Annotated in this window: 19 protein-coding genes; 11 read left to right on the forward strand and 8 right to left on the reverse strand. The window is 62.5% G+C overall.

The genetic code is table 11. The features are described 5' to 3' along the window. Positions 1–175 precede the first annotated feature (175 nt). A complete protein-coding gene (locus tag HV675_RS19180; protein ID WP_175112596.1) occupies positions 176–2,101 on the forward strand; it encodes an AAA family ATPase in 1,926 nt (641 codons plus the stop codon). Between the two features lie 66 nt (positions 2,102–2,167). Here the strand turns inward: HV675_RS19180 and HV675_RS19185 are convergent, their stop codons facing one another. Then, entirely contained in the window at positions 2,168–3,076 is a 909-nt protein-coding gene (locus tag HV675_RS19185) for a LysR family transcriptional regulator (protein ID WP_175112598.1), read from the reverse strand. Between the two features lie 133 nt (positions 3,077–3,209). Here HV675_RS19185 and metE point away from each other — a divergent pair, with 133 nt between their 5' ends. Beyond that, positions 3,210–5,504: a 5-methyltetrahydropteroyltriglutamate--homocysteine S-methyltransferase gene (gene metE / locus HV675_RS19190; protein WP_175112600.1), complete on the forward strand. Its 2,295-nt coding sequence runs from the start codon at positions 3,210–3,212 to the stop codon at positions 5,502–5,504. Between the two features lie 54 nt (positions 5,505–5,558). Here metE and HV675_RS19195 read toward each other — a convergent pair whose 3' ends face one another. Both HV675_RS19195 and HV675_RS19200 read right to left on the reverse strand, forming a co-directional pair. Beyond that, positions 5,559–8,021 carry a TonB-dependent receptor gene (locus tag HV675_RS19195; RefSeq protein ID WP_175112602.1) on the reverse strand — a complete coding sequence of 821 codons (2,463 nt, stop codon included), beginning with the start codon at positions 8,019–8,021 and terminating at the stop codon, positions 5,559–5,561. Positions 8,022–8,108: 87 nt separating this feature from the next. Then, positions 8,109–8,600 (reverse strand): DUF2946 domain-containing protein, encoded by a 492-nt coding sequence (locus HV675_RS19200; RefSeq protein WP_343056814.1) that lies wholly within the window; start codon positions 8,598–8,600, stop codon positions 8,109–8,111. Positions 8,601–8,798: 198 nt separating this feature from the next. On the opposite strand from HV675_RS19200, the gene HV675_RS19205 reads away from it, so the two are divergent. Together HV675_RS19205 and HV675_RS19210 are read left to right on the forward strand one after the other, a co-directional pair. Beyond that, a complete protein-coding gene (locus HV675_RS19205; RefSeq protein ID WP_175112604.1) occupies positions 8,799–9,002 on the forward strand; it encodes a DUF2970 domain-containing protein in 204 nt (67 codons plus the stop codon). A gap of 236 nt (positions 9,003–9,238) precedes the next feature. Beyond that, positions 9,239–9,745 carry a hypothetical protein gene (locus tag HV675_RS19210; RefSeq protein WP_175112605.1) on the forward strand — a complete coding sequence of 169 codons (507 nt, stop codon included), beginning with the start codon at positions 9,239–9,241 and terminating at the stop codon, positions 9,743–9,745. A gap of 107 nt (positions 9,746–9,852) precedes the next feature. Here the strand turns inward: HV675_RS19210 and HV675_RS19215 are convergent, their stop codons facing one another. Next, entirely contained in the window at positions 9,853–11,622 is a 1,770-nt protein-coding gene (locus HV675_RS19215) for a phospholipase D-like domain-containing protein (protein WP_175112607.1), read from the reverse strand. 178 nt (positions 11,623–11,800) lie between these two features. Beyond that, positions 11,801–12,850: a transporter gene (locus HV675_RS19220; protein WP_175112608.1), complete on the reverse strand. Its 1,050-nt coding sequence runs from the start codon at positions 12,848–12,850 to the stop codon at positions 11,801–11,803. Between the two features lie 295 nt (positions 12,851–13,145). Here HV675_RS19220 and HV675_RS19225 point away from each other — a divergent pair, with 295 nt between their 5' ends. The 5 genes from HV675_RS19225 (at position 13,146) to HV675_RS19245 (ending at position 18,303) form a co-directional block, all read left to right on the forward strand. Further along, a complete protein-coding gene (locus tag HV675_RS19225; protein ID WP_175112609.1) occupies positions 13,146–15,536 on the forward strand; it encodes a HAMP domain-containing protein in 2,391 nt (796 codons plus the stop codon). A 69-nt stretch (positions 15,537–15,605) separates the two neighbouring features. After that, a complete protein-coding gene (locus HV675_RS19230; protein ID WP_175112690.1) occupies positions 15,606–16,328 on the forward strand; it encodes a methyl-accepting chemotaxis protein in 723 nt (240 codons plus the stop codon). Between the two features lie 9 nt (positions 16,329–16,337). Continuing rightward, complete coding sequence (locus tag HV675_RS19235; protein WP_175112610.1) at positions 16,338–16,883, forward strand: hypothetical protein; 546 nt, start codon at positions 16,338–16,340, stop codon at positions 16,881–16,883. Between the two features lie 72 nt (positions 16,884–16,955). Next, positions 16,956–17,915 carry a chemotaxis protein CheX gene (locus tag HV675_RS19240; RefSeq protein WP_175112611.1) on the forward strand — a complete coding sequence of 320 codons (960 nt, stop codon included), beginning with the start codon at positions 16,956–16,958 and terminating at the stop codon, positions 17,913–17,915. 22 nt (positions 17,916–17,937) lie between these two features. Continuing rightward, positions 17,938–18,303, forward strand: coding sequence for a response regulator (locus HV675_RS19245; RefSeq protein ID WP_175112612.1), 366 nt, complete (start codon positions 17,938–17,940; stop codon positions 18,301–18,303). 66 nt (positions 18,304–18,369) lie between these two features. On the opposite strand, the gene HV675_RS19250 is transcribed toward HV675_RS19245, so the two are convergent. Beyond that, positions 18,370–18,789: a hypothetical protein gene (locus tag HV675_RS19250; RefSeq protein WP_175112613.1), complete on the reverse strand. Its 420-nt coding sequence runs from the start codon at positions 18,787–18,789 to the stop codon at positions 18,370–18,372. A 260-nt stretch (positions 18,790–19,049) separates the two neighbouring features. On the opposite strand from HV675_RS19250, the gene HV675_RS19255 reads away from it, so the two are divergent. After that, positions 19,050–20,084: a hypothetical protein gene (locus HV675_RS19255; RefSeq protein ID WP_175112614.1), complete on the forward strand. Its 1,035-nt coding sequence runs from the start codon at positions 19,050–19,052 to the stop codon at positions 20,082–20,084. 104 nt (positions 20,085–20,188) lie between these two features. Next, entirely contained in the window at positions 20,189–21,304 is a 1,116-nt protein-coding gene (locus HV675_RS19260; protein WP_175112616.1) for a glycosyltransferase family protein, read from the forward strand. 216 nt (positions 21,305–21,520) lie between these two features. Here the strand turns inward: HV675_RS19260 and HV675_RS19265 are convergent, their stop codons facing one another. After that, entirely contained in the window at positions 21,521–22,198 is a 678-nt protein-coding gene (locus tag HV675_RS19265; protein ID WP_175112618.1) for a hypothetical protein, read from the reverse strand. A gap of 20 nt (positions 22,199–22,218) precedes the next feature. Next, positions 22,219–23,613, reverse strand: a complete 1,395-nt coding sequence (locus tag HV675_RS19270) for a selenium-binding family protein (RefSeq protein WP_175112619.1) — start codon at positions 23,611–23,613, stop codon at positions 22,219–22,221. Positions 23,614–23,634: the final 21 nt, after the last annotated feature.

A 23,634-nucleotide genomic window follows, 5' to 3' on the forward strand; every position in this document is an offset into this window, starting at 1 on the left:
GTGTTTGCATTGTTTGCCCATCCGTCCGCTCTCAATTGCCACGCCTGCTTCGGCCTCGAGCCACACGTCCAAGGCATCCGGCACCACGATACGGAATCGCGACAGGTTCGAGTGTTTCATCCTCGAACTGGAGATTTTGGGCGCCGCCATTGCGGACCCTTTCAGGAATGAATCGATGAAACCGACAAGGAACTCGCTGTGGTCACGCATTGGCCGCTATGTGACGTTTGGCGTGACCGCGGCCGCGCTTGCGGCGACTGTAACGTTCCTGTATTGGCGGCATGAGCAGCGTCTCGCGCAAGCCCAACCCGTCGCGCTGACCGGCATTGCCAGCCAGATGCGGCACGACGCGTCCGCGTGGACGCGCCGGGAAAAGGATGCATCGGACCTGCTGCGCGATATTCACGATCGGGATATTGCTGCGATCGGCGTGAGCCGCGATGCCATTCTGGTTTCGACGCTGCAGGGCGAAAAGTATTACGTGACGGATCACAACGGCGCGTTCTCGAACGCGCTGCTGCTCGGCGATCTGAAACCGGGCAGCACGTCGCCGTATCAACTGGTCTGGGTGCCGGACGCCGACGTGCGGACGGGGGAGGCGCGCTGGAGCGTGATGTTCGATCATCTGCGCGATGCATTGAGCCTGCTGCTGCCCGTGTTGATGATAGGCGGCATCTTCTGGCTGATGCGCCGTGAGATGACCGGCGGCGCGCGTCTGCTCAGCAAAGCGCCGACGCTGCGTTTCGACGATGTGATCGGCGCAGGCGAAGCGAAAGCGGCGCTTGCGGACGTGCAGGCCTGGCTGACCGTGCCGGCGCAGTTCAGCGGCATGGGTGTGCGCGCGCCATGCGGCGTGCTGATGACGGGCGGCCCGGGGGTCGGCAAGACGCGTCTTGCACAGGCGCTCGCCGGCGAATGCGGCGCGAACTTTATCGCGATCACGGGCAGCTATTTCAGCGCGAAGTATTACGGTGTCGGCATCCAGAAGGTCAAGCATCTGTTCGAGCTCGCGCGCAAGAACGCGCCGACCGTGATCTTCATCGACGAAGCCGACGGTCTCGGCAAGCGCACGGATACCGGCGGCGGTCCCGTCGAAGCGGAGAGCAATCGCATCATCAACCAGCTGCTCGCGGAAATGGACGGCTTTACGTCGAACGAAGGGGTGGTCATCATCGCGGCGACCAATCATCCGGACAATCTCGACGAGGCGCTGCGACGCCCCGGCCGTTTCGATCGGACCGTGCAGGTGCGCTTGCCCGACCTCGAGGACCGCGCGAAGATTCTGCGCTTCTACGCGGCGAAGCTGAAGACGGAAACCGACGCTATCGATTTCAACCAGCTGGCGCGTCTGACGACCGGCCTGTCGCCGGCAACGCTGTCGATGATCGTCAATCAGGCGGGGCTTGTCGCGCGCAAGTCGGGCGCACACGAAGTGGCCGCCGCGCATTTTCTCGAGGCGATCAAGATCGCGCGTATTGGCGATATCAACGGCGCCGAGCGTGCGTTGTCGGCCGACGAGCGTACGCGCATCGCCATCCATGAAGCCGGACATGGTCTCGTCGCCGCACTGCTCGATACCGGCGTGCTCGAAGAAGTCACGATTTTGCCGCGCGGCGGTGCGCTGGGCGTCGCGCTGATCACGAAAACACAAGACAAATACCTGTACCGCGAAACGGAATTGCGCAACGAGATTCAGGTGCTGCTCGGCGGACGCAACGCGGAACTGCTGATGTTCGACGAAGCGTCCAGCGGCGCCGCACAGGATTTGCAGGAAGCGTCGCGCATCAGTCTCGACATGGTGTCGAAGCACGGCTTCAATGTCGACGGCAATCTGTTCAGTCTGGCGGCGTTGCCGCAGCAGTACGCGGGCCTGCAATTGAAGAATGCGATCGAGCACGCAAACGTGCTGTTGCGCGATCTGAACGACGCGTGCTTCGCGCTGCTGCATGCGAACAAGCCGGTACTGCGTGCAATTGCCGATCAATTGCTGGAATCGGAGACGGTGCCGGGGGAAACGGTCTATCGGCTGATCCGCGAACACGAGGAATCGGTGGCGGCGGAGAACGCGAAGGCTTCGGTGGTTACTCAGGCAGCAGCATAGGCGGCGTAAACGTTAAACGTCGGGTTACGACGCGCATGCGGTTGCAACTATACGCATCGCCCGTCGCTATGCACGAAAGCGCGCCTCCGCCCACTCCGCATCGCGAGCGAGCGCGACGAATGCGCTTAGATAATCGATCGCATCGTCCGCCTCGCGCGTACCGAGAAAGATCTGCTTCGCGATGCCTTTCTTGCCGAGCCGCAACGGCGTAAGCGGCATCGATTCCGCGTATTCCTCCGCGAGCCAGCGCGGCAGCGCGGCGACACCGCGTCCGCTCGCGACCATCTGCAGCATGATGTCGGTCGTCTCGATCACCTTGTGCCGCCGCGGCACGATGTTCGCGGGCGTGAGGAACTGTGTGTAGATGTCCAGTCGATCCGTTTCGACCGGGTAGGTAATCAGCACTTCGCTTGAAAGATGCGCGGGCGTCACATACGGCTCGTTGGCGAGCGCATGTCCGTCGGCGACCACCAGCACCTGCTCGTAGTCGAACACCGGCTGGAAGCGCAGCCCCGGTTTCATCAGCGGATCGGGTGTCACGAGTACATCGATGTCGTAGCCGAATAGCGCGCCGATGCCGCCAAACTGAAAACGCTGCTTTACGTCGACATCCACATCGGGCCAGCGCGCGAGATACGGCGACACCACCTTCAGCAGCCACTGGTAGCACGGATGACATTCCATGCCGATGCGCAACGTGCCCCGCTCGCCCTGCGCGTACTGCTTCATGCGCGCTTCGGCGTGTTCAAACTGCGGCAACAGCCGGTTGGCGAGACCCAGCAGGTACTGACCCGCCTGGGTGAGGCGCATCGATCGTCCCTCGCGCGTCCACACCGGCGTACCCAGTTGCTGCTCGAGTTTCTTGACCGTGTGGCTCAGCGCCGACTGCGTGATATTCAGCACGTCAGCGGCCCCCGTCAGCGAGCCTTGCCGCTCCACTTCCCTGACGACCATCAAATGACTGCGCTCCAGCATGGCGACCCCACGGCTTTAAGATGCATGAACAGAACTAATCCTTGTATGAAATAAATCCATTTTTATTCATACATCGAAAATTCTATCATCGCTCCCAGACCCTTCTCTGTGGATTCTCTGGACAAGTACGAAAATGGCGATCACACACAACCTCGGTTTCCCGCGCATCGGCGCAAAACGCGAACTGAAGTTCGCACTCGAGCGTTACTGGAAGGACCAGTCGTCCCGTGACGAACTGAAAGCGGTCGGCGCACAGCTTCGTGAGCGCCACTGGCAAGACCAGGCGCGCCTCGACTTCGTGCCCGTCGGCGATTTCGCGTTTTACGACCAGGTGCTCGACATGAGCTTCACGCTCGGCAACCTGCCCGAGCGCGTGCGCGGGTTTCATGGCGACGCGCTCGACAATGCTTTTCGCGTGGCGCGCGGCCGCTCCGCGCAGGCCGCGGAGGAACACGGCGCATGCTGCAGCGGCGTTGCAGCCGGCGAGATGACCAAGTGGTTCGACACGAACTATCACTACATCGTGCCGGAATTCACCGCGACGACGAACTTCTCGCTAGACGCGACGCGGCTCGTTACGCAACTGGCGGAGGCGCGCGCGTGCGGCGTGAACGCAAAGCCGGTCATCATCGGGCCGGTCACTTACCTGTGGCTCGGCAAGTCGAAGGACGATTCCGATCGGCTCGCGCTGCTGCCGAAACTGCTGCCGGTGTACGGTGCGCTGCTCGATGCGTTTGCCGCGCAAGGCGTCGACTGGGTGCAAATCGACGAGCCCGCGCTCGTCACCGAACTCGATGCGAAGTGGCGCGACGCGTTTGTTACCGCGTACGACTCGCTATCCGCACGGCGTGTGAAGCTGCTGCTCGCCACCTACTTCGGTCAGTTGCAGGACAACCTCGAACTTGCCTGCGCACTGCCGATCGACGGTTTGCATATCGACGCGATCAACGCGCGCGACGAGCTCGTGCGAGCGGCGGCGATGCTGCCGGACACCGCGGTGTTGTCGGCTGGGGTGATCAACGGCCGCAATATCTGGAAGACGGACCTGAATGCGACGCTCGAATGGCTGACACCGCTGGCAAAGACGCTAGGCGAACGCTTGTGGATCGCGCCGTCGTGCTCGCTGCTGCATGTGCCGGTCGACCTGGAAAGCGAGCAGAAACTCGATGCCGAGATTCGCGCGTGGCTCGCCTTTGCGCTACAGAAGCTCGACGAACTGACAGTGTTGGCCGACGCATTGAACCACGGCCGCGATTCGGTCGCGTCAGCGCTGGCTTCAAACGCGCAGGCAATCGAGAACCGTCGTACGTCGCCGCGCGTCAACAACCCGGCTGTCAAGGCCGCGGTGGCGAAAATCGATGCGGCGCTCGGCCAACGGCTCAATCCGTACATTACACGCGCATCGAAACAGGCCGCGCGGCTGAAGCTGCCGGCGTTCCCGACCACGACGATCGGTTCGTTCCCGCAAACCGCCGAGATCCGCCATGCGCGCAGCCAGTTCAAGGCAGGCGCACTGGACGAAGCCGGCTATCAGATTGCGATGCAGGCGGAAATCGTGCGCAGCGTGCGCGAACAGGAAGCGCTGGGTCTGGACGTGCTCGTGCACGGCGAGGCGGAGCGCAACGACATGGTCGAATATTTCGGCGAGCAGCTCGAAGGCTACGCGTTCAGCCAGTTCGGCTGGGTGCAGTCATACGGTTCGCGCTGCGTGAAGCCGCCGATCCTGTTCGGCGACATCAGTCGCCCGAAGGCGATGACCGTCGAATGGATCACATACGCGCAATCTCTGACGGACAAGCCAATGAAGGGCATGCTGACCGGACCGGTGACGATTCTGAACTGGTCGTTCGTGCGCGACGATCAGCCGCGTTCGGTGTCGTGCCGGCAACTGGCGCTTGCGATTCGCGAAGAAGTGCTCGACCTCGAAAAGGCGGGCGTGCGCGTAATCCAGATCGACGAAGCCGCGTTGCGCGAAGGGCTGCCGCTGCGCCGCTCGCAATGGCATGCGTATTTGCAGTGGGCAGTGGAATCGTTCCGCCTTACCGCGAACGGCGTCCAGGATGAAACGCAGATCCACACGCATATGTGCTATTCGGAATTCAACGACATTATCGCGTCGATTGCCGATATGGATGCGGACGTGATCACGATCGAGACGTCGCGCTCCGATATGGAACTGCTCGATGCGTTCGACAACTTCAAGTACCCGAACGAGATCGGACCGGGTGTGTATGACATCCATTCGCCGAACATCCCGTCTCAGGAGCACATTGTGCAATTGATGCGCAAGGCTGCGGAGCGCATTCCGCGGGAGCGGCTGTGGGTCAATCCTGACTGTGGGCTGAAGACGCGTCAGTGGGCGGAGGTGGTCCCCGCGTTGACCAATATGGTTGCCGCCGCGAAGACGTTGCGTGCACAACAGCATTGACGATACGCGCATCCGCCGTGCGTTGTGCAACGCACGGCGGATGCGGTCCATCTCTCAAAGGTCGTATTTGAGTTCCGCGTAGAAGGTTCGTTGCGGAAACGGATGGAACAGGTAGTACTTGCGGTTGTTCAGGTTATCGACACCGAGCGCCGCGCCCCAGTGTTTGTCCACTTGCAGATGCACGCGCGCATCCATCACGAAGAAGCTCTGGAAGCCCTGATAGGTCGCGGGGTTGCTGTCGCTGTTGTCGACGGTCGCAAAGAGCCGCGTACTGTATCGCGCGGCGAGCGTATAGGCCCAGCGGTTGTCGGGCCGGTACGTGGCCGCGAGCGTCGCACGCCACGTCGGCACGTAGGGCACCTGCTTGCCGACCGCGGTACTGCCGGTGGCCGAAACGAAACCGTCGTCCTCCAGAATGCGCGCATTGACGTAGGTCAGATTGCCGGTCAACGACAATCCTTTGATCAACACATTGTCTTGCGTGCCGGCAATCTCCGCGCCCGTTTCCCGCGTCCGGCCGACGTTCTGCGTGACCGAAACGGGCGTCGCGAAGCCGGGCACGGTCGATGTCTGCGAGATCAACGCATCGGACACGTACTCGTCGAACACCGAGAGCCGCAACTTGCCGTCGCTTACGTCGCGTTCGAGCGCGAGTTCGCCGGACAGCACGCTTTCGGGCTTCAGAAAAGGGTTCGCCTGCACGAACGTCGTGCCGGTCTGCACGGTTTGATACAACTCACCGACGGTCGGAAAGCGCAACGCTTTGCCGAATGACCCGGTGATCGACCAGATGTCGGTCAGATCCCAGCGCAGCGACGCTTTCGGGGAAAAAGCATTGCGGCTCAGGCTCGGCTGATTGACCGACACGCCGACGCCGTTGCTGCCGGTCGCGAAGTTGAACCCATCGTAAGCACGCCACATTTCATAGCGGCCGCCGAGTGTCGCCTGCAGCGAAGGTGCGATGCGCCAGACGTCCTGCGCCCATAGCGCGACGGTCTGCGTCTTGCCGAGCGAGTTGCTGAACAGCGACCCTTCTTCGCCCTCGGCGGCCCAGTTCGCGGTGTTGAACGTCGGGCTGACAAGCTTGAACTGATCGTAATGCGCGCCGAAGCTCACGATATTCGCGCCGTCGATGCCTTGCGGCCGCCACGTGCCGTTCAGGTCGACCGTCGACCAGCCGGTGCCGCCCATGTCGGTGGTGCGGCCCGCGCCGCCGGCGAGCGCGGCGGGATAGACGCCGGTCGACAAGCCGCTCAGGTCCTGCAGGTAATAGAAGTTGCTGACGATCAACTGCCAGTCGAACGGCCCCTTGGTATGGCTGTCGACCGTCAGGCTTTGCATCAGATGCTCCTGCTCGACATTGTTCGCGGTGAACTGTCCGGCGATCGTCGCCGCGTTGTACGAAAACCCGCCGATATTCACATTGCCGCTCGCCGCGCCATAGAACGGTGTGCCGTCGGCGGTTTGCAGGTAGGTTTGCGCGCGCGTCTTCTGGTTGTTCTGCCAGTAGCCGAGCGCGTAGGTCGCGCTGAGCGTCGGCGTGAAGTCGTACATGACTTTCAACGCCGCATTGTCCTGAATCGTGTGCGTGAAGTTGCCCGCGCCGATCACCTGAACCGGTTGTCCGGTGCGGTTGCGATCGGCGAACGCACCGGTCACGACGGGCAGGTTCGCGCCCGCCGGCGTAGTCGATTGCGCGACTTCGCCGATGGTGATGGGCTGGCTGAAGCTGTCCAGATGGCTCGCGGAGAGAAACCACGACAGCTTGCCGACCTTGTCGCCGAGCGTCGCGCTGTATTGCTGCGACGGCTCGTTCTCGTGCGTGCCGTACAGGCCGAAGTGCTGGATCGCGCCCGTCACGTCGACGCTGGCCTCGAACCTGGTCGGCATGCGGGTCGTGATTTCGGTCACCGCGCCATACGAGTTGCCCGGAAACTGCGCGGCGAACGGGCCGTAGAGCACGTCGACGCGTTCGATCTGCTGCGGCGAAACCATAAACCATTGCGGCGAGCCGTTCTGGTTGTTGTTGTTGATCAGCGTGCTCAACAGCACGCCGTCCGCGTAGATCAGGCTGCGCGCGCTCGCGTTGATGCCGGTGGTGCGCGTCGCCATCGGCGCCTGCGTATCGCCGATAAAGCGCTTGCGTACGAGCACATCCGGCAAATACTTCAATGCGTCGGATGAATCCGTTGCATTGATCGTTTCGCGAATCTGCTTCGCGGTGACGCTTTCGGTCGTTTGCGGAAGCTGGTTTTTTTCCGCAAACGAACGCTGACCGGTTACCTGTACGGTGGGCAGCGCCCGTGCGTCGTTCGGCTTCTCGGTTGTCTGGCTAGCGGCGCCGCTTGCGGAAACGGCGCTGGCTCCGGTGTCGGCTGTGGCAGTCGATGCCGTTGCATCGCTGCCGGCCGCGACAGCCAGTCCGTGGGTCAAGCCTGCGGCGGTGAATAGCAGCACCGCGTGGGCGAGCACGCGCGGCGCCGCGTCACGCGGGCGTCGATGGCGCGGGAAAGACATGGTGAATCCCCTCAAAGCAAGGCTGGCCGGGCTTCAAGCATGAAGCCCGGCAGGGTCGCGATGCGCCGTCAGGGCGCCGCGATTCTTTTACAGACTCGACGTGAGGAAAACCGGAGGGGCGCGTGGACGGCCGGAAGGGAAGGCGCCGAGCGGCGTGAAGCGGGTGGACAGTACGGGCGCCGCCGCGCTCGCGATGAGCACGATCAGCAAGGGCAGCGCAGGCGGGAGGGTCGGCACCGCGACGTGGTTCGCGAGCAGATCGCAGTAACCGCACGCTGCGAACGTATCGCCGTTCATAGGGTGCGCGCTGTCGCCGCTCGGCTGATACGCCGAACAGAGCGCGGCAGCGGGCTCATCCGCATGCGCCGATACGACCAGCTGACTGACGAGCGGAACGAACACGATCAGGCACATGGCGAAGATGCCAAGCCATGCAATCAGCCGTGTACGTGTGCGATGGGCCATGGTGTCGAAGGGGGTGAACGGTGCGGAGTTTAACAAATCCGATAGATTTGTCATCCGGCGCTGCCCGCAACGCGCCGTTCGCGGCGCAACACGACCGGCAATCGTGCTGATCATGAGAATCAGCCACGCGTGCCGTCAAATCTTGGCTGTTTACTGCCGCCATTGCGGCGACGCACCGGTTCAAGCCTCCCGCAGCGCCCGCTGCGACAAATTGCCACCCATGCTTCCTCGATATCACACGCATCTGCTGCTGTTTCAGACTCCTGAGCGGTTCGATGATTGAGGCAATCCACGACCGGCAGGAGCCGAATCATGCAATTTCTCACACTCGTGCGCATCGTTCTTTCCAGCTTCTTTGGCGTACGCAAGCGCGCGTCTCATGAAGCCGATTTCGCGAACGTCAACTTTGTTCTGCTGCCGTTCGTTGCGGTGCTGTTGGCCTTCTGCATCGGCGCGGCCATCTTCGGTGTCGTGCATCTGGTTGCGCATGCAACCGCCACGGTGCAAGGTTTCTGAACACGCTGCGAGCTGGACGCGCACTGCGAGACGACCACGATGCGGCAGTCACCGCGTCCGTTTTTCCCGGCGACGGACGCTTCGGGAAGCGCCGCTCGCAGGTGCGGCTCGCACGCTTGAGGCAGCAATTGCCACCATGCAGTGGAGTTGGCCGCCATCTTCCTTCTCGCGTGTTTTCGAGGGACGCAGGTCAGCCAGTCTAAAATAGTGGGCCGGACTGACTGATGGAAGATGTGATGAAAGATGCGTTCGAACGTCGGGCCCTGCTGTTGCACCTCGGTGCGGTACTCGATGCGCTGGGCAAATTGCTGGCCCGTTCAGGCGACGGAACAGCCACGATGCGCGAAGTGCTGTCCGCGCATCGTTCGCTGTCGAAGCTGCCGTTGCTGCAGCACCTGTCCTGTGAGGTGACCGCGCGTGAATTCGCGCAGCAGGCGAGTGCGGCATTCGCCGCCTGGCCCGCTGCATTGCTCGAAGCGAAACTGGATCGCGAGTATCTCGCGTCCGTGGTGCGCGACGGTCTGTTCGCGACCCATCACGAAGGCTGGCGCGCGTATGTCGCGAGCCTGAAACAGGACGTGCCATGGTTTGGCGATGGGCTGCCGATGCCACCGCAAACTGAAGCCGCGGCGCTGCGGGAGCCGGTGCATCGTGCGGACGAGCCGCGCGGCACGCAGCACGAAGCAACGACCGCCGGCACCGGCGGTGTTTATCCGTCATGGCCGTGGAAGCCGCAGCGTTGAGTCGACTTTAAAGCGCACAGCAGGCGCGGTGTGCAAATCTCGGCAACGCGCCTGCGTCGACCGGTCAACTCTCGATTCACCCGCGACCCACCCGCAACCGGCTCGCGTCAGCTCGCCCGATGCGCGAGCGCGATCCGCGCCTTCGCCCCCGGGCTCCCGTCGACGAAATACTTATCGGCCCATTTCCCATCCGGTTGCAGCACAAGCCGCAGATGCGTGCCGCGCTGCTGCTCATCGATCGCAATCGCTCGTGCGCGATAGTGCTCATATAGACGCAAAAACTCCGCGAGATAAATTCCCGCGATGCGCTTGCCGCGAATCTCGAGCAGATTCTCGTCGTTGAAATGCTCGGAATTGTTGCTCATGTTCGCCGAGCCCGTGTAGACGATCGGGTTGTCGCCTTCCGCATCGATCACGAGGAACTTGTGGTGAATGATCACCGGCGCAAAAGGCGGTGCGTGTTCGCCCGGAAAGAGCTGCAGCTCCGGCGTGAACCCCGCGGGCACCGTCGCCGGCGAGAAAAACGCGGCGTCGATCACGTCTTTTTGCTCCTTGCTGCGATGGTAGAGCTCGAGGTTCGCGAGCTCGGTCGTGTTGAGCACCTTGCCGTCGTGTTGCGCGGCCTCGGCCCCCTGCGCCGATTTCTCGCTGATGTGATTGACGAGCCCGAACATCATCAGCCCTTTGTCGCCTGCCGCGAAGCACGCGTCGCGCAGCGGCTGGTCGGTCGGCATAAACAGGCAGAACATCACCGAATGCTTCGCCGTGCCGATGGCCTGGATAATCGTGTCGATTTGCACACGCTGGTCCTTCGGTTCAGGCGAGAAGAACACGCGCACCTTCGTGTCGCCGACCGCGACCGAATCAGACCAGCCGCTTGCCAGTTTCGCGGTTTCGGCGATCGTCGGATTCTTCGCGAGGCTCGCGGCCCGGTCGTTGTAAAGCTGCGCGAGCGCCGTCGATTCGAACAGATGCAGCACATTGGCCTGCTCGGTCAATCCCTCGGTCGTGAAGTTTGCCGAACCGGTCAGCAGTTGCGTGGGGCGTGCGCTACCGTTGCCGTCGTCGCTGACGATGAACTTGTCGTGCATGATGTGCGTCTTCGTGCGCGGCGAAAGCGTCGCGAGACCTTCCAGTGCATCGACGGCCGGCTGGTTCGGCGACGGCAGCGACTTGCCTTTTTCGCGCACCTGATGCGCATCATAGACAAGCGCGAGCGCCGCTTTGCCGTGCGCCTTGCCGAATGCTTCGAAAGCGGGCAACGCCCACAACGTATCGGTCAGGTGATACACCACGGAAACTGCGCGCCGCGCGTCGGCGAATATCGTCTTGAACGTGTCCTCGATGTCGTTCGCAAGCCAGCTTCGCAAGCGCAGCGCCTGTTGCGGCGGCGGCGCCTCGCCTGCTTTCAGATGCAGCGCGGCGACCATCCGCGCAAACGCCTGCGAACTGACCACCGCGCGATTGAACCAGCTGCCGATCCCATCTTCGATATGCGCCGGCAACGTGATGCGGCATATACCGGCTTCCGCTTCCAGGACGACCGGCGCGGAGCGCGAGCCGGTCACCGGATACACCTCATATTCGAAATGCTGCTGGCGGTCCGGCGGATCGATGCGCGCGTCCCACCACATGAACTTCTGGATCGGCGCGACATTGCTCGGCGCATCGTGTTGCGTGTCCGGCACGGGGCCGTCGAACGTAATCCGGTTCGGCAGCCAGCTGGCCGCCTCGCGTGTGGTGCCGGTCGCATTGGAAAAGCCGGGCGTCCGTTTGATCGCGAAACCGAGGAAATCGTTCCGGCCTTTGCCTGGCGGCCAGTCGAATGCCAGCAGGACGAGCGTGGGAGAGAGATAAGCGCGCACGACGACAGCCATGAAATGTCTCCTCGACCGAAATGTCCGAAGAGTTCAGTCTGGCTAACGCAGCGCTTGAAACGATGAATTTTGTATGTCGTTTTCGAGTCAGTACGACAACTCACCGCTTACCGCTCGTGTGCGTCATGCTTTCAGTGGTGTGATACAGAGGCGACGGCACACACGGCTACACGGTTCACTACAGGCGCTCGCTCGACGCCCGTCCTCTGCGCCTGAACACCCACCAGCCGGCCAGCACGGTCAGCCCGACGACGGTCAGCACCATCACCCAGAAGCCGTGATGATTCTCCGCGAGCGGAATGCCGCCGACGTTCATCCCGAACAGGCCGGCGACGATATTGATCGGCAACGCGAGCACAGTAACCAGCGTCAGCGTGAACAGCGTGCGGTTGGTCTGTTCGTCGAGACGCGCGGCAATTTCTTCCTGCAGCAGCTTGATGCGTTCGGCAAGACCCGACAGATCGCCGAGCACGAGTGAAAATTCTTCGGTCGAATCGCGTAATTGTTGAACGTCCCGTTCCGACAGCCACGCGGGCGGACGGACCAGCAGCCGGAAGATCGAGCCGGGTTCCGGCGCGAGCAGCCGCTGCAGCCTCACCAGCACGCGCCGCATGGCGCCGAGGTCGCGCCGGCTTTCCACGGCTTGCCTCGACAGAAAGTGGTCTTCGATGCGGTCGACCTCGATGCTGCTGCTGCGTACGATCTGCACGAGCAGATCGGCCTGGTCGCGCAGCAGGTGAATCAGCAGCTCCGCCGGCGTGCTGAAGATTTCGCCTTCGCGCACCGCGGCGCGCAAGCGGTCGACCGAGCGCAACTGCTTCAGGCGCGCGGTCACCATGATGCGCTTATGCGTGTGCACCCACAGCGTGGCAATATCCGACGGCGTCTTCTCGAAGTCGAAGATCACGTCGTTGACCACGGCCAGCAGCGCACCCTGTTGGTGCTCGATGCGAGTCGAGTGCGAGCCTTCGCGCAGCGCTTCGAAATAGCCGTCGGGCAGATTCAGATGCGCGTGCATCCAGCGCTCGCTTGCGACGTGCGCGAGATTGAAGTGCAGCCACAGAAACTCGCCGTCGCTGCGCTCCGGATTCGCCGCATGTGCGGCGAGCCAGTCCATCACGGCGTCGGAATCGATGGGTACGCCCGCCTGACCGGAAACGAACCGGAAGCTGCAAACCAGACCCGACTGGTCGGCTCCATAAGTAGATGGCGCCAGGTTCAGTTTCATAGATAGAGACGAGAGAACTGAGCGAGAACAGAACGTAAATCGGGGAAATTGTATTCAGTTGCGCGGATATTCTGACACATGCATTTCGCGGTCCATGCACACGGTCCGCATTTATACGGGATTTTAAGGCCTCGCGAGCGTGACGGCCGCGCCCGATATTATGAAGTTTCATCGTTCAGTCACATTCATCCCCAACAATCGGGGCCGCCCGACAAAGTGGGCCAGTGACACTGCGAAGAGCCCGCTGCGATGACGGCGGGACGCGCGCGCCAGTTAGACCTCGGGGAATTGCACCATGACTATCCGTCATCGCATTACGCTTTTGGTGATCTTGATGTTCGTCGCTCTCACGGCGATCGGCGGTTACGCCGTGTACCAGACGAGAGGGAGCGCAACCGAAGTCAAGAAGGTGACGGAAGGCGTCGTGCCCAGCGCGCTCGCATCCGCCGATCTCGTGTCGCAAGTGAAGGACGTGCAGATTGCGACAATGACGCTCGTCTATGCGCCGGACGCGAACATGGTCTCGCAGGCTGAAGACGAGCTGAAGAAAAAACGCGAAACCCTCAAGCGGGCACTCGAGCTGCAGGCGAAAGACGCCGCCAGCCAGGCGCAAAAGGGTCTTGTCACGCAGGCGCAGGAAAGCCTCGCGAACTATTTTTCCGCGATCGACGATACGGCGAAGATGAAGCTCGCCGGCAAGAACGAGATGGCGCAGGCCTTCCTGTTCGCGAACGTCGCCGAGTATCGCGACGAGCTCGAGGGCATCGTCGAAACGCTGCGCATCGAAAAGAACCGCCAGAAAGACGACGCGATCGCGGGACTGAACAACACGCTCTCGACCACCACCACCGCAATTGCCGCGGTAACCGGCATTGCGGTGCTGCTGCTGACGGTAATCGGCACGTTGCTGTACCGCCAGATCACGCGTCCGTTGAGCCGCATGCAGGCGATGATGAGCGAGATCGCGACCAGCCAGGACTTCACGCGGCGCGTGCCGGTGGGGCGCCTCGATGAAATCGGCCGCTCGATCGTCGCGTTCAACGGAATGATCGAAAAGATCCAGGAGAACTCGGCGCTGCTCAAGCAGAAGACCGCCGATATCCAGGCGATGCTGCAGAACATGCAGCAGGGCATTCTGACCGTGGTCGACGGCGCGGTGATTCACGCCGAATACTCGGCCTACCTCGAAGCGATCTTCGAAACGAAGGATATTGCCGGTCGCCCGCTGATGGATCTCGTATTTGCCGACACCGAGCTCGGCGCGGACGATCTGTCGCAAATCGATGCTGCCACGCACGCCTGCCTCGGCGAAGATGCGATCAACTTCGAGTTCAACCAGCATCTGCTGGTGAGCGAGATTGCGAAGCACATGCCCGACGGCCGCGTGAAGACGCTGGACCTCAGCTGGTCCGCGATCACCGACGAAAACGACACGATCGTGCGCCTGATGCTGTGCGTGCGCGATGTGACCGAGTTGCGCAAACTGGCCGCCGAAGCAGGCGAACAGAAGCGCCGCCTCGAGATGATCGGCGAGATTCTCGCGGTGAACGAAGAGAAGTTCCACCACTTCATCGATACGGCAAGCGGTTTCGTCAGCGAGAACGAGCGGATTATCCGCAAGCACGAGCTGCCGGACGGCTCCGCGATCGCCGAGCTGTTCCGCAACATGCACACCATCAAGGGCAATGCGCGCACGTATAACCTGCAGCATCTGACCAACATCGTGCATGAAACCGAGCAGCGCTACGAGGAACTGCGCCACACGGATGCGGAGCGCGTGTGGGATCAGGAACAGCTGATGGCCGAGCTGGCCCGCGTGCGCGAGGCGATCGACAGCTACGCGAAAATCAACGAAATCAGCCTCGGCCGCAAGCGTCTTGCGCGCCGCGGCAGTGGCGACGGCTATCTGCTGGTCGACAAGGAACACATCGCGCACAGCCTGCGTTTGCTGGAGACCGCGAATACCGGCGACGTCGATGCGCTCGTCACGATGCGCGACGCGCTGCACCGGATGCTGCGCGTGCTCGGCACCGAAAGCGTGGCCGAAACGCTGTCGGGCGTGATCGACTCGCTGCCGTCGCTGGCGCTCGAGCTGGGCAAGGAGGCGCCGGTCGTCCGTATCGACGACAACGGTTACCGGCTGCGCGGCCAGGCTGGCACCACGATGAAAAACGTGTTCATGCACTTGCTGCGCAACTCGATGGACCACGGCATCGAGGCGGCCGCGCAGCGCACTGCGCAAGGCAAGCCGGCGGCGGGTGCGATCGATATCGAAGTCGGTGTCGATCATGACGCGCTGCAGATCACGCTGAGCGATGACGGTCGCGGCCTCGCGTTGGGCAGGATTCGCGCAATCGCGGTCGAGCGTGGCTGGATCGAGGCGAGCGCGCAGGTAAGCGACGAAGAGATTGCCGAGTTCATCTTCCGTCCGGGCTTCTCGACGGCCGAGCAGGTGACCGAGGTGTCGGGACGCGGCGTCGGCATGGACGCGGTGCGCGATTTCCTGAGCCGCGAGCAGGGCAGCATCGAACTGCGCTTCACCGACGATCGCAAGGGCGCCGAGTTTCGCCAGTTCCAGACGATCGTCTGTCTGCCGGACAGTTTCGCGGTGGACAGCCTCGGCACCGATGCGCGCGCTGAAGACGACGCGGCGCAAGTGCCGCCGCTCGGTCATATGGCCGGCTGAGCCGGCCGCGAAGCGCGAGCCGGTGTACGGCTCGACGCTTCGCGTCAACGGAATTCTTGAAGGATGGGTGTGATTCAACAGTATGTCGTAGCAGCCGTCGCGGCCGGTGTCATCACGGCGGTGCTGGCATTCATCGCGCACCGGCTGCATCGCGCGAAACTGATACAACGATTGCGCGCGCAAGCGGATGCGCGGATCGATGCGTTGACGCGCGATGACGACCGGCATACGGCATTGCTCGCGCAGGCCGAAGAGGACAAGCGCGAACTGGAAGCGACGCTCGAGCAGGTGCACGGCGCGCTCGCGCAGCAGACGGCGCTGGTCGACGAAACGCGCGTCGCCTTGCGCGAAGCGACTGAGAATCGCGACCAGTGGGCGCGCGACGCGAAACAGCTCGCTCACGAAGCTTCGCGCCTGAAGGGGCTCGCCAGCACGTTTGAGCGGTGGCACGAACAGATGACCTCGTTGATGACACAGAATCAGGACATGCACACGAAAAACCAGGAGTTGTCGTCGATCGTGCGGCACGTGGTGATCGTGTCGCTCAACGCCTCGATCGAGGCCGCGCGCGCGGGCCAGGCGGGACGGGGGTTCGCGGTGGTGGCAAGCGAAGTGCGCGCGCTCGCGGCGCGCTCGGAGGAATTGTCGAAGAGCTATCGCGACAGCCTGCATCGCAACGATCTGACCACCACGGCGACGTTCCAGGATATCCAGGCGGGCGGCAAGATGATCGCGGCCTCGCTGGCGAGCGTCGAGGCGTTCGCGAACCAGTTCCAGTCAAAGCTTCATTAGGCGCCAGACGTGATTAGCGCACAGGCGAAGCAAAGCTTCGAGCGCATCCTGCACAAGGCTGCGCAAACGAGATTGACCACGCATCCGGACGATACGTGCAGCGTCGTGCCGCGCGCATCGCATGACGCGGCCGGGGCGGCCGCCGCCGCAACGAATGTCGTGATCCTGACGATTTCGTCGATCACGTTCCGGCTGTTGCTGATCCTGCACGTCGATGAAGACCCGGCAACGGTCGAGTACTTCACGAAGGGCGACACGGAGCGGCCGTTTCGCGAGGTCTTCCAGGAAATCTGCAACCTGTGTTGCGGCGCGATCAATCAGGAACTGTTGAACTACTTTCCGGATCTCGGGATGTCGACGCCGTATATGTTGAGCGCGCGTTGCCTGCCGTATCTGGAGGGGCTCAGGCCCGAGCTGCTCGCGACGTATGCCGTGACGCTCAATGGTTCGATCGAACTGGCCGCGACGTTGTGCGTGTGCGCGCATGCGCCGATCGATTTTGCGGCGGACGTCAGCGTGGCGGAAGACACGAGCGGCGAGCTTGAGCTGTTCTGACCGATCCGTTTCGAGCGCCGCTTCATGTGCGGCTTCAAGCGCCCCAATTTGGCAACCCGGCAGGCAAACACGATGAACTTCAACAAACCGGTCAGCAAGTTGCTGGTGCTCGACGAAAGTCCGCTGCACATGGACACCATCAAACGCTTTTGCGACGAGCACAACCTCGTTGGCGTGAAGGTGCGCAAAAGCCGTCTGCTGTCCGTGCTGCGCGCGAATATCGACCTGGGCGCGATTCTGCTCGACGAGAACTACGGCGGCTCGCTCGACGAAAGCGCGGCAATCGCGAACCGTGTGTACGCGGTTCGGCCCGAGTTGCCGATCATCATGCGGCGTGAGTCGCGCGCCACGCTCGACGATCTGCCCGACAGCCTGCGCCAGATTCTATGCGCGGCGTTTGTCGCATCGGACATGGCGCCGCTGCGCGAGGTGATCGACCGTTATATTTTCAGCCTCGATTATCCGAATGCGCTGGTGCGCGGCATTTCGGAAATCAGCGAAACGATGCTCGCGACGCTGTTCAAGGAGTTCACGATCGACTGTGAAACGCCGAGCATCGTGCGCGACCGCATCATCTTCGGCGAAGTGTTCAGCCTGATCGCGCTCGAAAGCGCATGGTGCCGCGGCTACATGATGATTCAGGCCGAAGAGGAGCCGCTGCTCGCGCTGCTCGATCAGCGCGGCACCGGTGGCGGCGCGGCCGACTTCCGCGATCTCAACGATCTGCTCGGCGAGTTGACCAACATGATCTGGGGCGCGTTCAAGAACCGCTACCTGGGCGACGCGGACACGCTCGCGCGCGCACAGGTTCAGGTGCCGCTGCTCGTCAATCACCGGCAGAAATACATTTCATTCGGCTCGGAAAATCCGCAACTGTGCTTCGTGTACCGGATCACGGATGAGGCGTCGGGCCGTTCAGTCGATTTGCATCAACGTTTCGTGTTCAGCCTGAGCTGGTCTCCGGAAGATTTCCGGGAAATCGCCGAGCAGCCGGGCACGACGGTCGAAGCGGGCGAACTCGATCTCTTCTGATAGGCGTTACGGAGAAACCAACATGGCAAAGATTCTGGTAGTGGACGATTCGAGCACGGTACGCGACGAAGTGGCCGGCTTTCTGAAAAAGAACGGCCTCGACGTCGACACTGCGGTGGACGGCAAGGACGGCCTGGCGAAACTGAAGGCCAGCCCCGGCACGAAGCTTGTGATCAGCGACGTCAATATGCCGAATATGGATGGCCTGACGATGGTCGAAAAGATTCGCGGCGAACTCGGCAATACGGTGGTCAATGTAATCATGCTGACTACTGAAAGCAGCCCGGCAATGAAGGAGCGCGGCAAGGCCGCCGGCGTCAAGGGGTGGATCGTCAAGCCGTTCAAGGGCGAAGCGGTGCTCGAAACGTTCCGCAAGCTGGCAGGCTAAACAGGTATTGGCGCGGCAGGTTTGGTTGCGCCAGCAACGACTGCCGCGCTTGCTTCGGATTTTGGCTTATGACTTCGCGGGGCGGCCCGTTTTCACGGTATCCAGCGCCGACACTGCGGCGATAAGTCGCTTCGGCGGCACTGCCGCAAGCAGCGCGAGGCCTGCGCGCAACAGTTCGCTCTTCTTTACTGATACGCCCGCATCGAGGCAGCGCTGCTTCAGTTCCGCGATCTTCTCGTAGTCGGACTTCGGCATGGTGAAGCTGTCGCGCACCACTTTGTCCTTCTTCGCGCGGCGAGGTTTTTCGTCCTTGCCGTCCTTGGCGACGGGTTGCTTGACAGCCTTGACGCTCTTTCCGGGCGCTTGCGCCTGCACGGCTTGCGGCGCCTTCACGGCCGTTTGCCTGGTTTTGGCGGCGGTTTTCACCGTTTTACCGGCACCCGTCACGTCTTTCGCTGCTGCTGTTTTTTCCGCTGCGGCCTTCATCTGATCTCCTCGTTAATCGTATAAACGATATAAACAGTATATACGGTTTGGTCGGCGGCCAGATTGCAGCGATGCGTCGGTTTTGTGACAGACTTGAAGTGCGCCGATGTAACGGACAGGTCGTGCCTTCTTCAAAACGCAAGTGAAGGTAACAGAATGTAACCAAATCGATTTATGTCCGTAACGCGCGAATCACGTTGACACACTATACTGTGCCCCACTCGGTGCGCCAGTCCCAGCGCACTGCTGGGGATCACGATATGCTGTCAGTCGACCGGGCGGCATCCTTGCGCGATGTCGCGGCCGGAGCGCCCGAGACGCCCGCCTATACATGGCCGGGCCGAACCCGCCGCCTTTCCGCCACCCTCTGCAAGCTCTTCTATCGCTGGACGCACTCCCGCGCGTATCGGCACAACGAGCGCCTGTGGCGTTCGGTTTCGATCGACCGTGACGTCGATGGCACCGTTACGGGTATGCGCATCGGCCGTCGCGGACTCACCATCGAGAACACGTCGGCGCTGCTGGCATCGCGCACGGGCGCGTGCCATCTGATCGCAGCCGGCCCGTCGATCAACGAGATCGACTACAGCGCGCTCGAACTCGAGCATGTGATGGGCGTCAATGGTGCAATCGCGCTGCAGGACAAGCACGACGTGCGATTCGACTATTACTGCATCGTCGATGCAGGTTTTGCGCGCAACCGGCCGGATCTGGTCGCACGCATCGTACAGCAACCGCTCATTCTGTTCGCCACGCCGCTCGTGCTGTGGTACATCGCGCAGTATTTTCCGCTCGACCATATGCGTTGCCGCGTTTTCGTGATCGAAGACGTGCAATTCCCGGCTGGCCAGCGTGCGCGGCGTGGCCGCGATTTGCGCGACACGTGTGCGCAGTCCGATCTGCTGCTGTTCGACGAGGAGCGCATGCTCGGCTTCAGCCTCGATGTGCGGCACGGCGTGTTCGATGGTCATACGGTCGCGTATGCGGGCTTGCAGGTGCTGAATTCGCTCGGTTTCGACCTGGTGTATCTGCACGGCGTCGATCTGCGCGATGCTTCGCGCACGCCGCGCTTTTACGAAACGCCGGGGAATATGCAACCGAGTGTGCTCGACCGCCATTTCGACGCGTATATCGAGCCGTCGTTTCGCCAGGCCGCGGCATTGTTGAAGCAGCGCGGGATGCGCGTCGTCAACCTGTCGGTGGACAGCGCGCTGAGTGTCGATATCTTCGAGAAGCGAAGCTGGCGCTCGCTAACGGGCTCGCGCACCGGGTTCGCGCAGCGGATGCGTGCGTAACGCTGCACCCGCCGCACCGTCTTGGCACCCACACCGTACGACAACAGAAAAAGCAGGCCACGCACGCCGCGCGAAGGCCGAGGCCACCCTAACCGTCGCGCCCGATGAAGGTCGTTCACCTCTCCAATACGCCGGTCGCCGGCAGCCCCGGCAATATCGTGTCGGCGCTGAACCGGCTGACCGATATTCGCGCCCGTCACGTGGTGTTCAACGCAGCCGCGTACCGCACGCGCACGTTCGCGATCGACATCGACTGGCAGACGCAGCGACAACAGGCGCTCGATGCAATCGCCGAAGCCGATCTGGTGCACATTCACCAGTATTTCTCGCTCGACGACACCTTCGGCGCGGGTTTTCACAAGCGCTTCGGCGACAAGAAGCTGATCCGTCAGTACCATTCGGCGCCGGACCTCTGGTCGAACGGCGATGCGAGCCTGATCGAGCGCATCGTGCACGAGGACGTGCCGCAGCTCGTCATCGCGCAGGGTCCCGAACGCTTTTATCCGCTGGCGCGCGTCGTGCCGAATGTCGTGCCGCTCGACGACCCGCGCTATCTGCCGCACCCTGAAGCGCGAGGCACGCCGATCGTCACGTTCTCGCCGAGCGGGCGGGCTTCAGCGTGGAAAAAGCGCTGGGAGACGAAGGGCGTGCCGCAAACGCTCGCGCTGCTGCGCAAGCTCGAGCGCGAGGGGCTGTGCCGGTTGCAGTTGATTGTCGATACGCCGCATGACGAGTGCTTGCGCATGAAGCAGCAGGCAGCCGTCGCGATCGACGAATGCGTGACCGGCAATTACCACCTGAGCGGGCTCGAAGCGCTGGCGCAGGGCAAGCCGACGCTCGGCTATCTCGATCAGCGCGTGCAATCGCAGTTGCGCGCGTTGACCGGCGCGAGCGATCTGCCTTGGGTCGACGTGCGTCTCGAAGAGGCGCAAGCGCCATTGCGCGCGCTGCTCGAAAACGCTGTCTTGCGCACGGAGATCGGTGCTGCATCGCGGCGCTGGATGGAGACGCACTACGCGGAGCGCGCGATGATCGAGCACTATCGGCGCGCGTATCTGGATGTGTTCGAAGCGCCGCAGCGGTTCGGCGTGTCCCGCTTCACGGGCGAGGCCGATGCGTGGCGCGCGCTCGCCTGTCCCGATTACAGCTGGACGGCGCGGCGGCGCTTGCATGCGGGTTGGCGCGATAAGTTGCGCAGCTGGCTGAAGGGTCAAAGCTGAAGGGGCAAGGCTGAGGGTCAAGGCTGAAGCGCTGAGCTGCGCAAACACCGCGCGGCGACAGCGAGGGGAGGTGAGCCGATTCGGGAGCACAAAATCGGCAGGTGAGCGTTTTCGGGAGCAGCGGCTGCAGACAATCGCGGCTGCGCATCCGTTGCATACACTGACTTGTGTGCTCCGGCATTAACGCATTTGCGTCTTCGCTTCTTCACGCCGCCGTCACGCCGTCACGATCAGCAGCACGCCGGTCAACGTCAGCGCGCCGCACCACAGCCAGTCGAAATTGATCCAGCCTTTGCGCAGCATGCCGAGGCCGAGATACTCGTAGGCGGCAAACGCGATCGCTCCGCCGGTGACCAGCGTGACGAGCGTATGCAGCACGGTCATCTGCCCGATCATGCGCAGCGATGCGGGCAGCACGCTTGCCGCCGCGATAGAAGCAGTCGCCGCGGAGGACGCGAGCGGCGCGCCGCCGCAGATCGGCAGCAGTGCCGGTAACAGCATCAGACCGGCGCCATGCATCGTCGCCATCGCGGCCGACCACAACGCGAGTCCGACGAAGCCCGCGGTCATCCCGACCCGCACGCGGTGACGATGACCATACAGATGGTGATACACCGCCCACCCGATCAGCACCGCGCCCATCGCGATACGCAGATGCGCGGTTTGCGCGAGCGCGCCCAACGCGACGGCCGACGTCATCACGAGCAACACCGATGCCGCGTGGCCGAGCGCGATCGGCGGCAACGCCAGCAGCATCGCCTTGCGGCTGCCGCGTTGCAAACCGAGCGCGGCGGCGAACAGCCATCCCATCGCCGGATTCGCGCCGTGAAATACACCGCTGCCGATGACGGTCGCCCACGTCGTGGCGAAGTCGCCCGCGAACAGATCGTTCATGATGCGTCGAGCGCCATGTATTACGGGTAGCAGTACGAGTCGGACGAACCGTCGCCGCCTTCGAGTCGAATCTGATGCGGACGATGCGTGCCCGGCCATTGAATGAAAAAGTCGTCCTCGAACTTGAGGCCGCCGCCCGGCGCCGCATCGAGTTTGACCATCCATCCATCGAGGCCATCCGGATAGAACTGATCGTCGATCACGCCGTACAGCGAGTTCGTGAAGTAGACGCGCTTGCCGTCGCGGCTCACTTCGACCATTTGCGGGCCGCCATTGAGCGGCTCGCCGCCCGCACCCGCATGCGTCGCGCGCGACACGATGCCGCCGATGCGCACGGTGCCGGTCAGCTCCGGATGAAACGGATCCGACACGTCGTATTGACGCAAGTCGCCGGTGCCCCAGCACGACACATACAGGTAACGGTCATCGAGCGACAGCGCGATATCGGTGACGAGCGGCGGCACCGCGCCGAAGCCTTTGAGCATCGGCGGCAACAGGTCCGCGTCGGCGGGCTCGGCGGGAATCTCGATGACTTTGCGTACCGCCCATTCGTTGCCCTCGCGGTACCAGGTCCAGATCGACGCGGACAGGTCCTTCAGGCTGATCACCGAATTGACGAAACCGTGCGCCATCGTCGGGTTGTGTGCGGGGCGCAGTTCGAACACGAGCTGGTTTTCCGCGCCGAAATCGATCACCTGCTTGTGCTTGCGCGTGTTGATGTCCCAGAAGTGCAGACGGTGCCCGTATTGGCCGCCGAGCAGCACGTCCGGCACGAGGCCGTTCTCGAAGGTCGCCGGCAGTCCCCACTCGCTCGTGACGACCGTGTCGTAGCCGAGGTGCCACCACGCGTCGTACGCGAGTTCCTGCGGGCCTCGATCGATTTCCCAGCGGCCGCGAATATCGAATGTTTCGTGGTCCATCAGGAAGATGCCGCCGGGCGCTTCGCCTTGCGCGTTCGCGAGCGAGGCCACGTAGATGCCGGCCGGCCCGCAATGCACGGTGTGCGGACGCGTGTAGCCGGCTTTCGATGCGACCTCGTCGGGCTCCAGTACGCGCACGATCTTCGGCTTCCTGGCATCGGGTTTCGTATCGAGGATATGGATGCGCGACGAACGCAGTCCCGGCACGATCAGATAACGGCGTTCGGAATGCGGGTGCGGTGCGTTCGGGCACAGGCATGAACTGCAGGCGTTCCAGCCGAAGTGATGCAGCTCGTCGCCGAGGTTCGGCATCTCGACGCGGTTGACGATCTTGCCGTAATCCGCGGACGCGGAGTCGACATCGACCACCGCAATAGCGTCGGGTTTCTGCCGCGACGGGTCGAAGCTCGCGACATACGCGAGCGTTTCCCTGGGGGCGTCGGCTGCGAGACGGGCTGAAGGATAAAAGGTGGGATCGGGTTTCCACGTCGCCATCACGGTTCTCCACGGTTGCCG

The sequence above is a fragment of the Paraburkholderia solisilvae genome (assembly GCF_902859875.1).
Taxonomy (GTDB): domain Bacteria; phylum Pseudomonadota; class Gammaproteobacteria; order Burkholderiales; family Burkholderiaceae; genus Paraburkholderia; species Paraburkholderia solisilvae.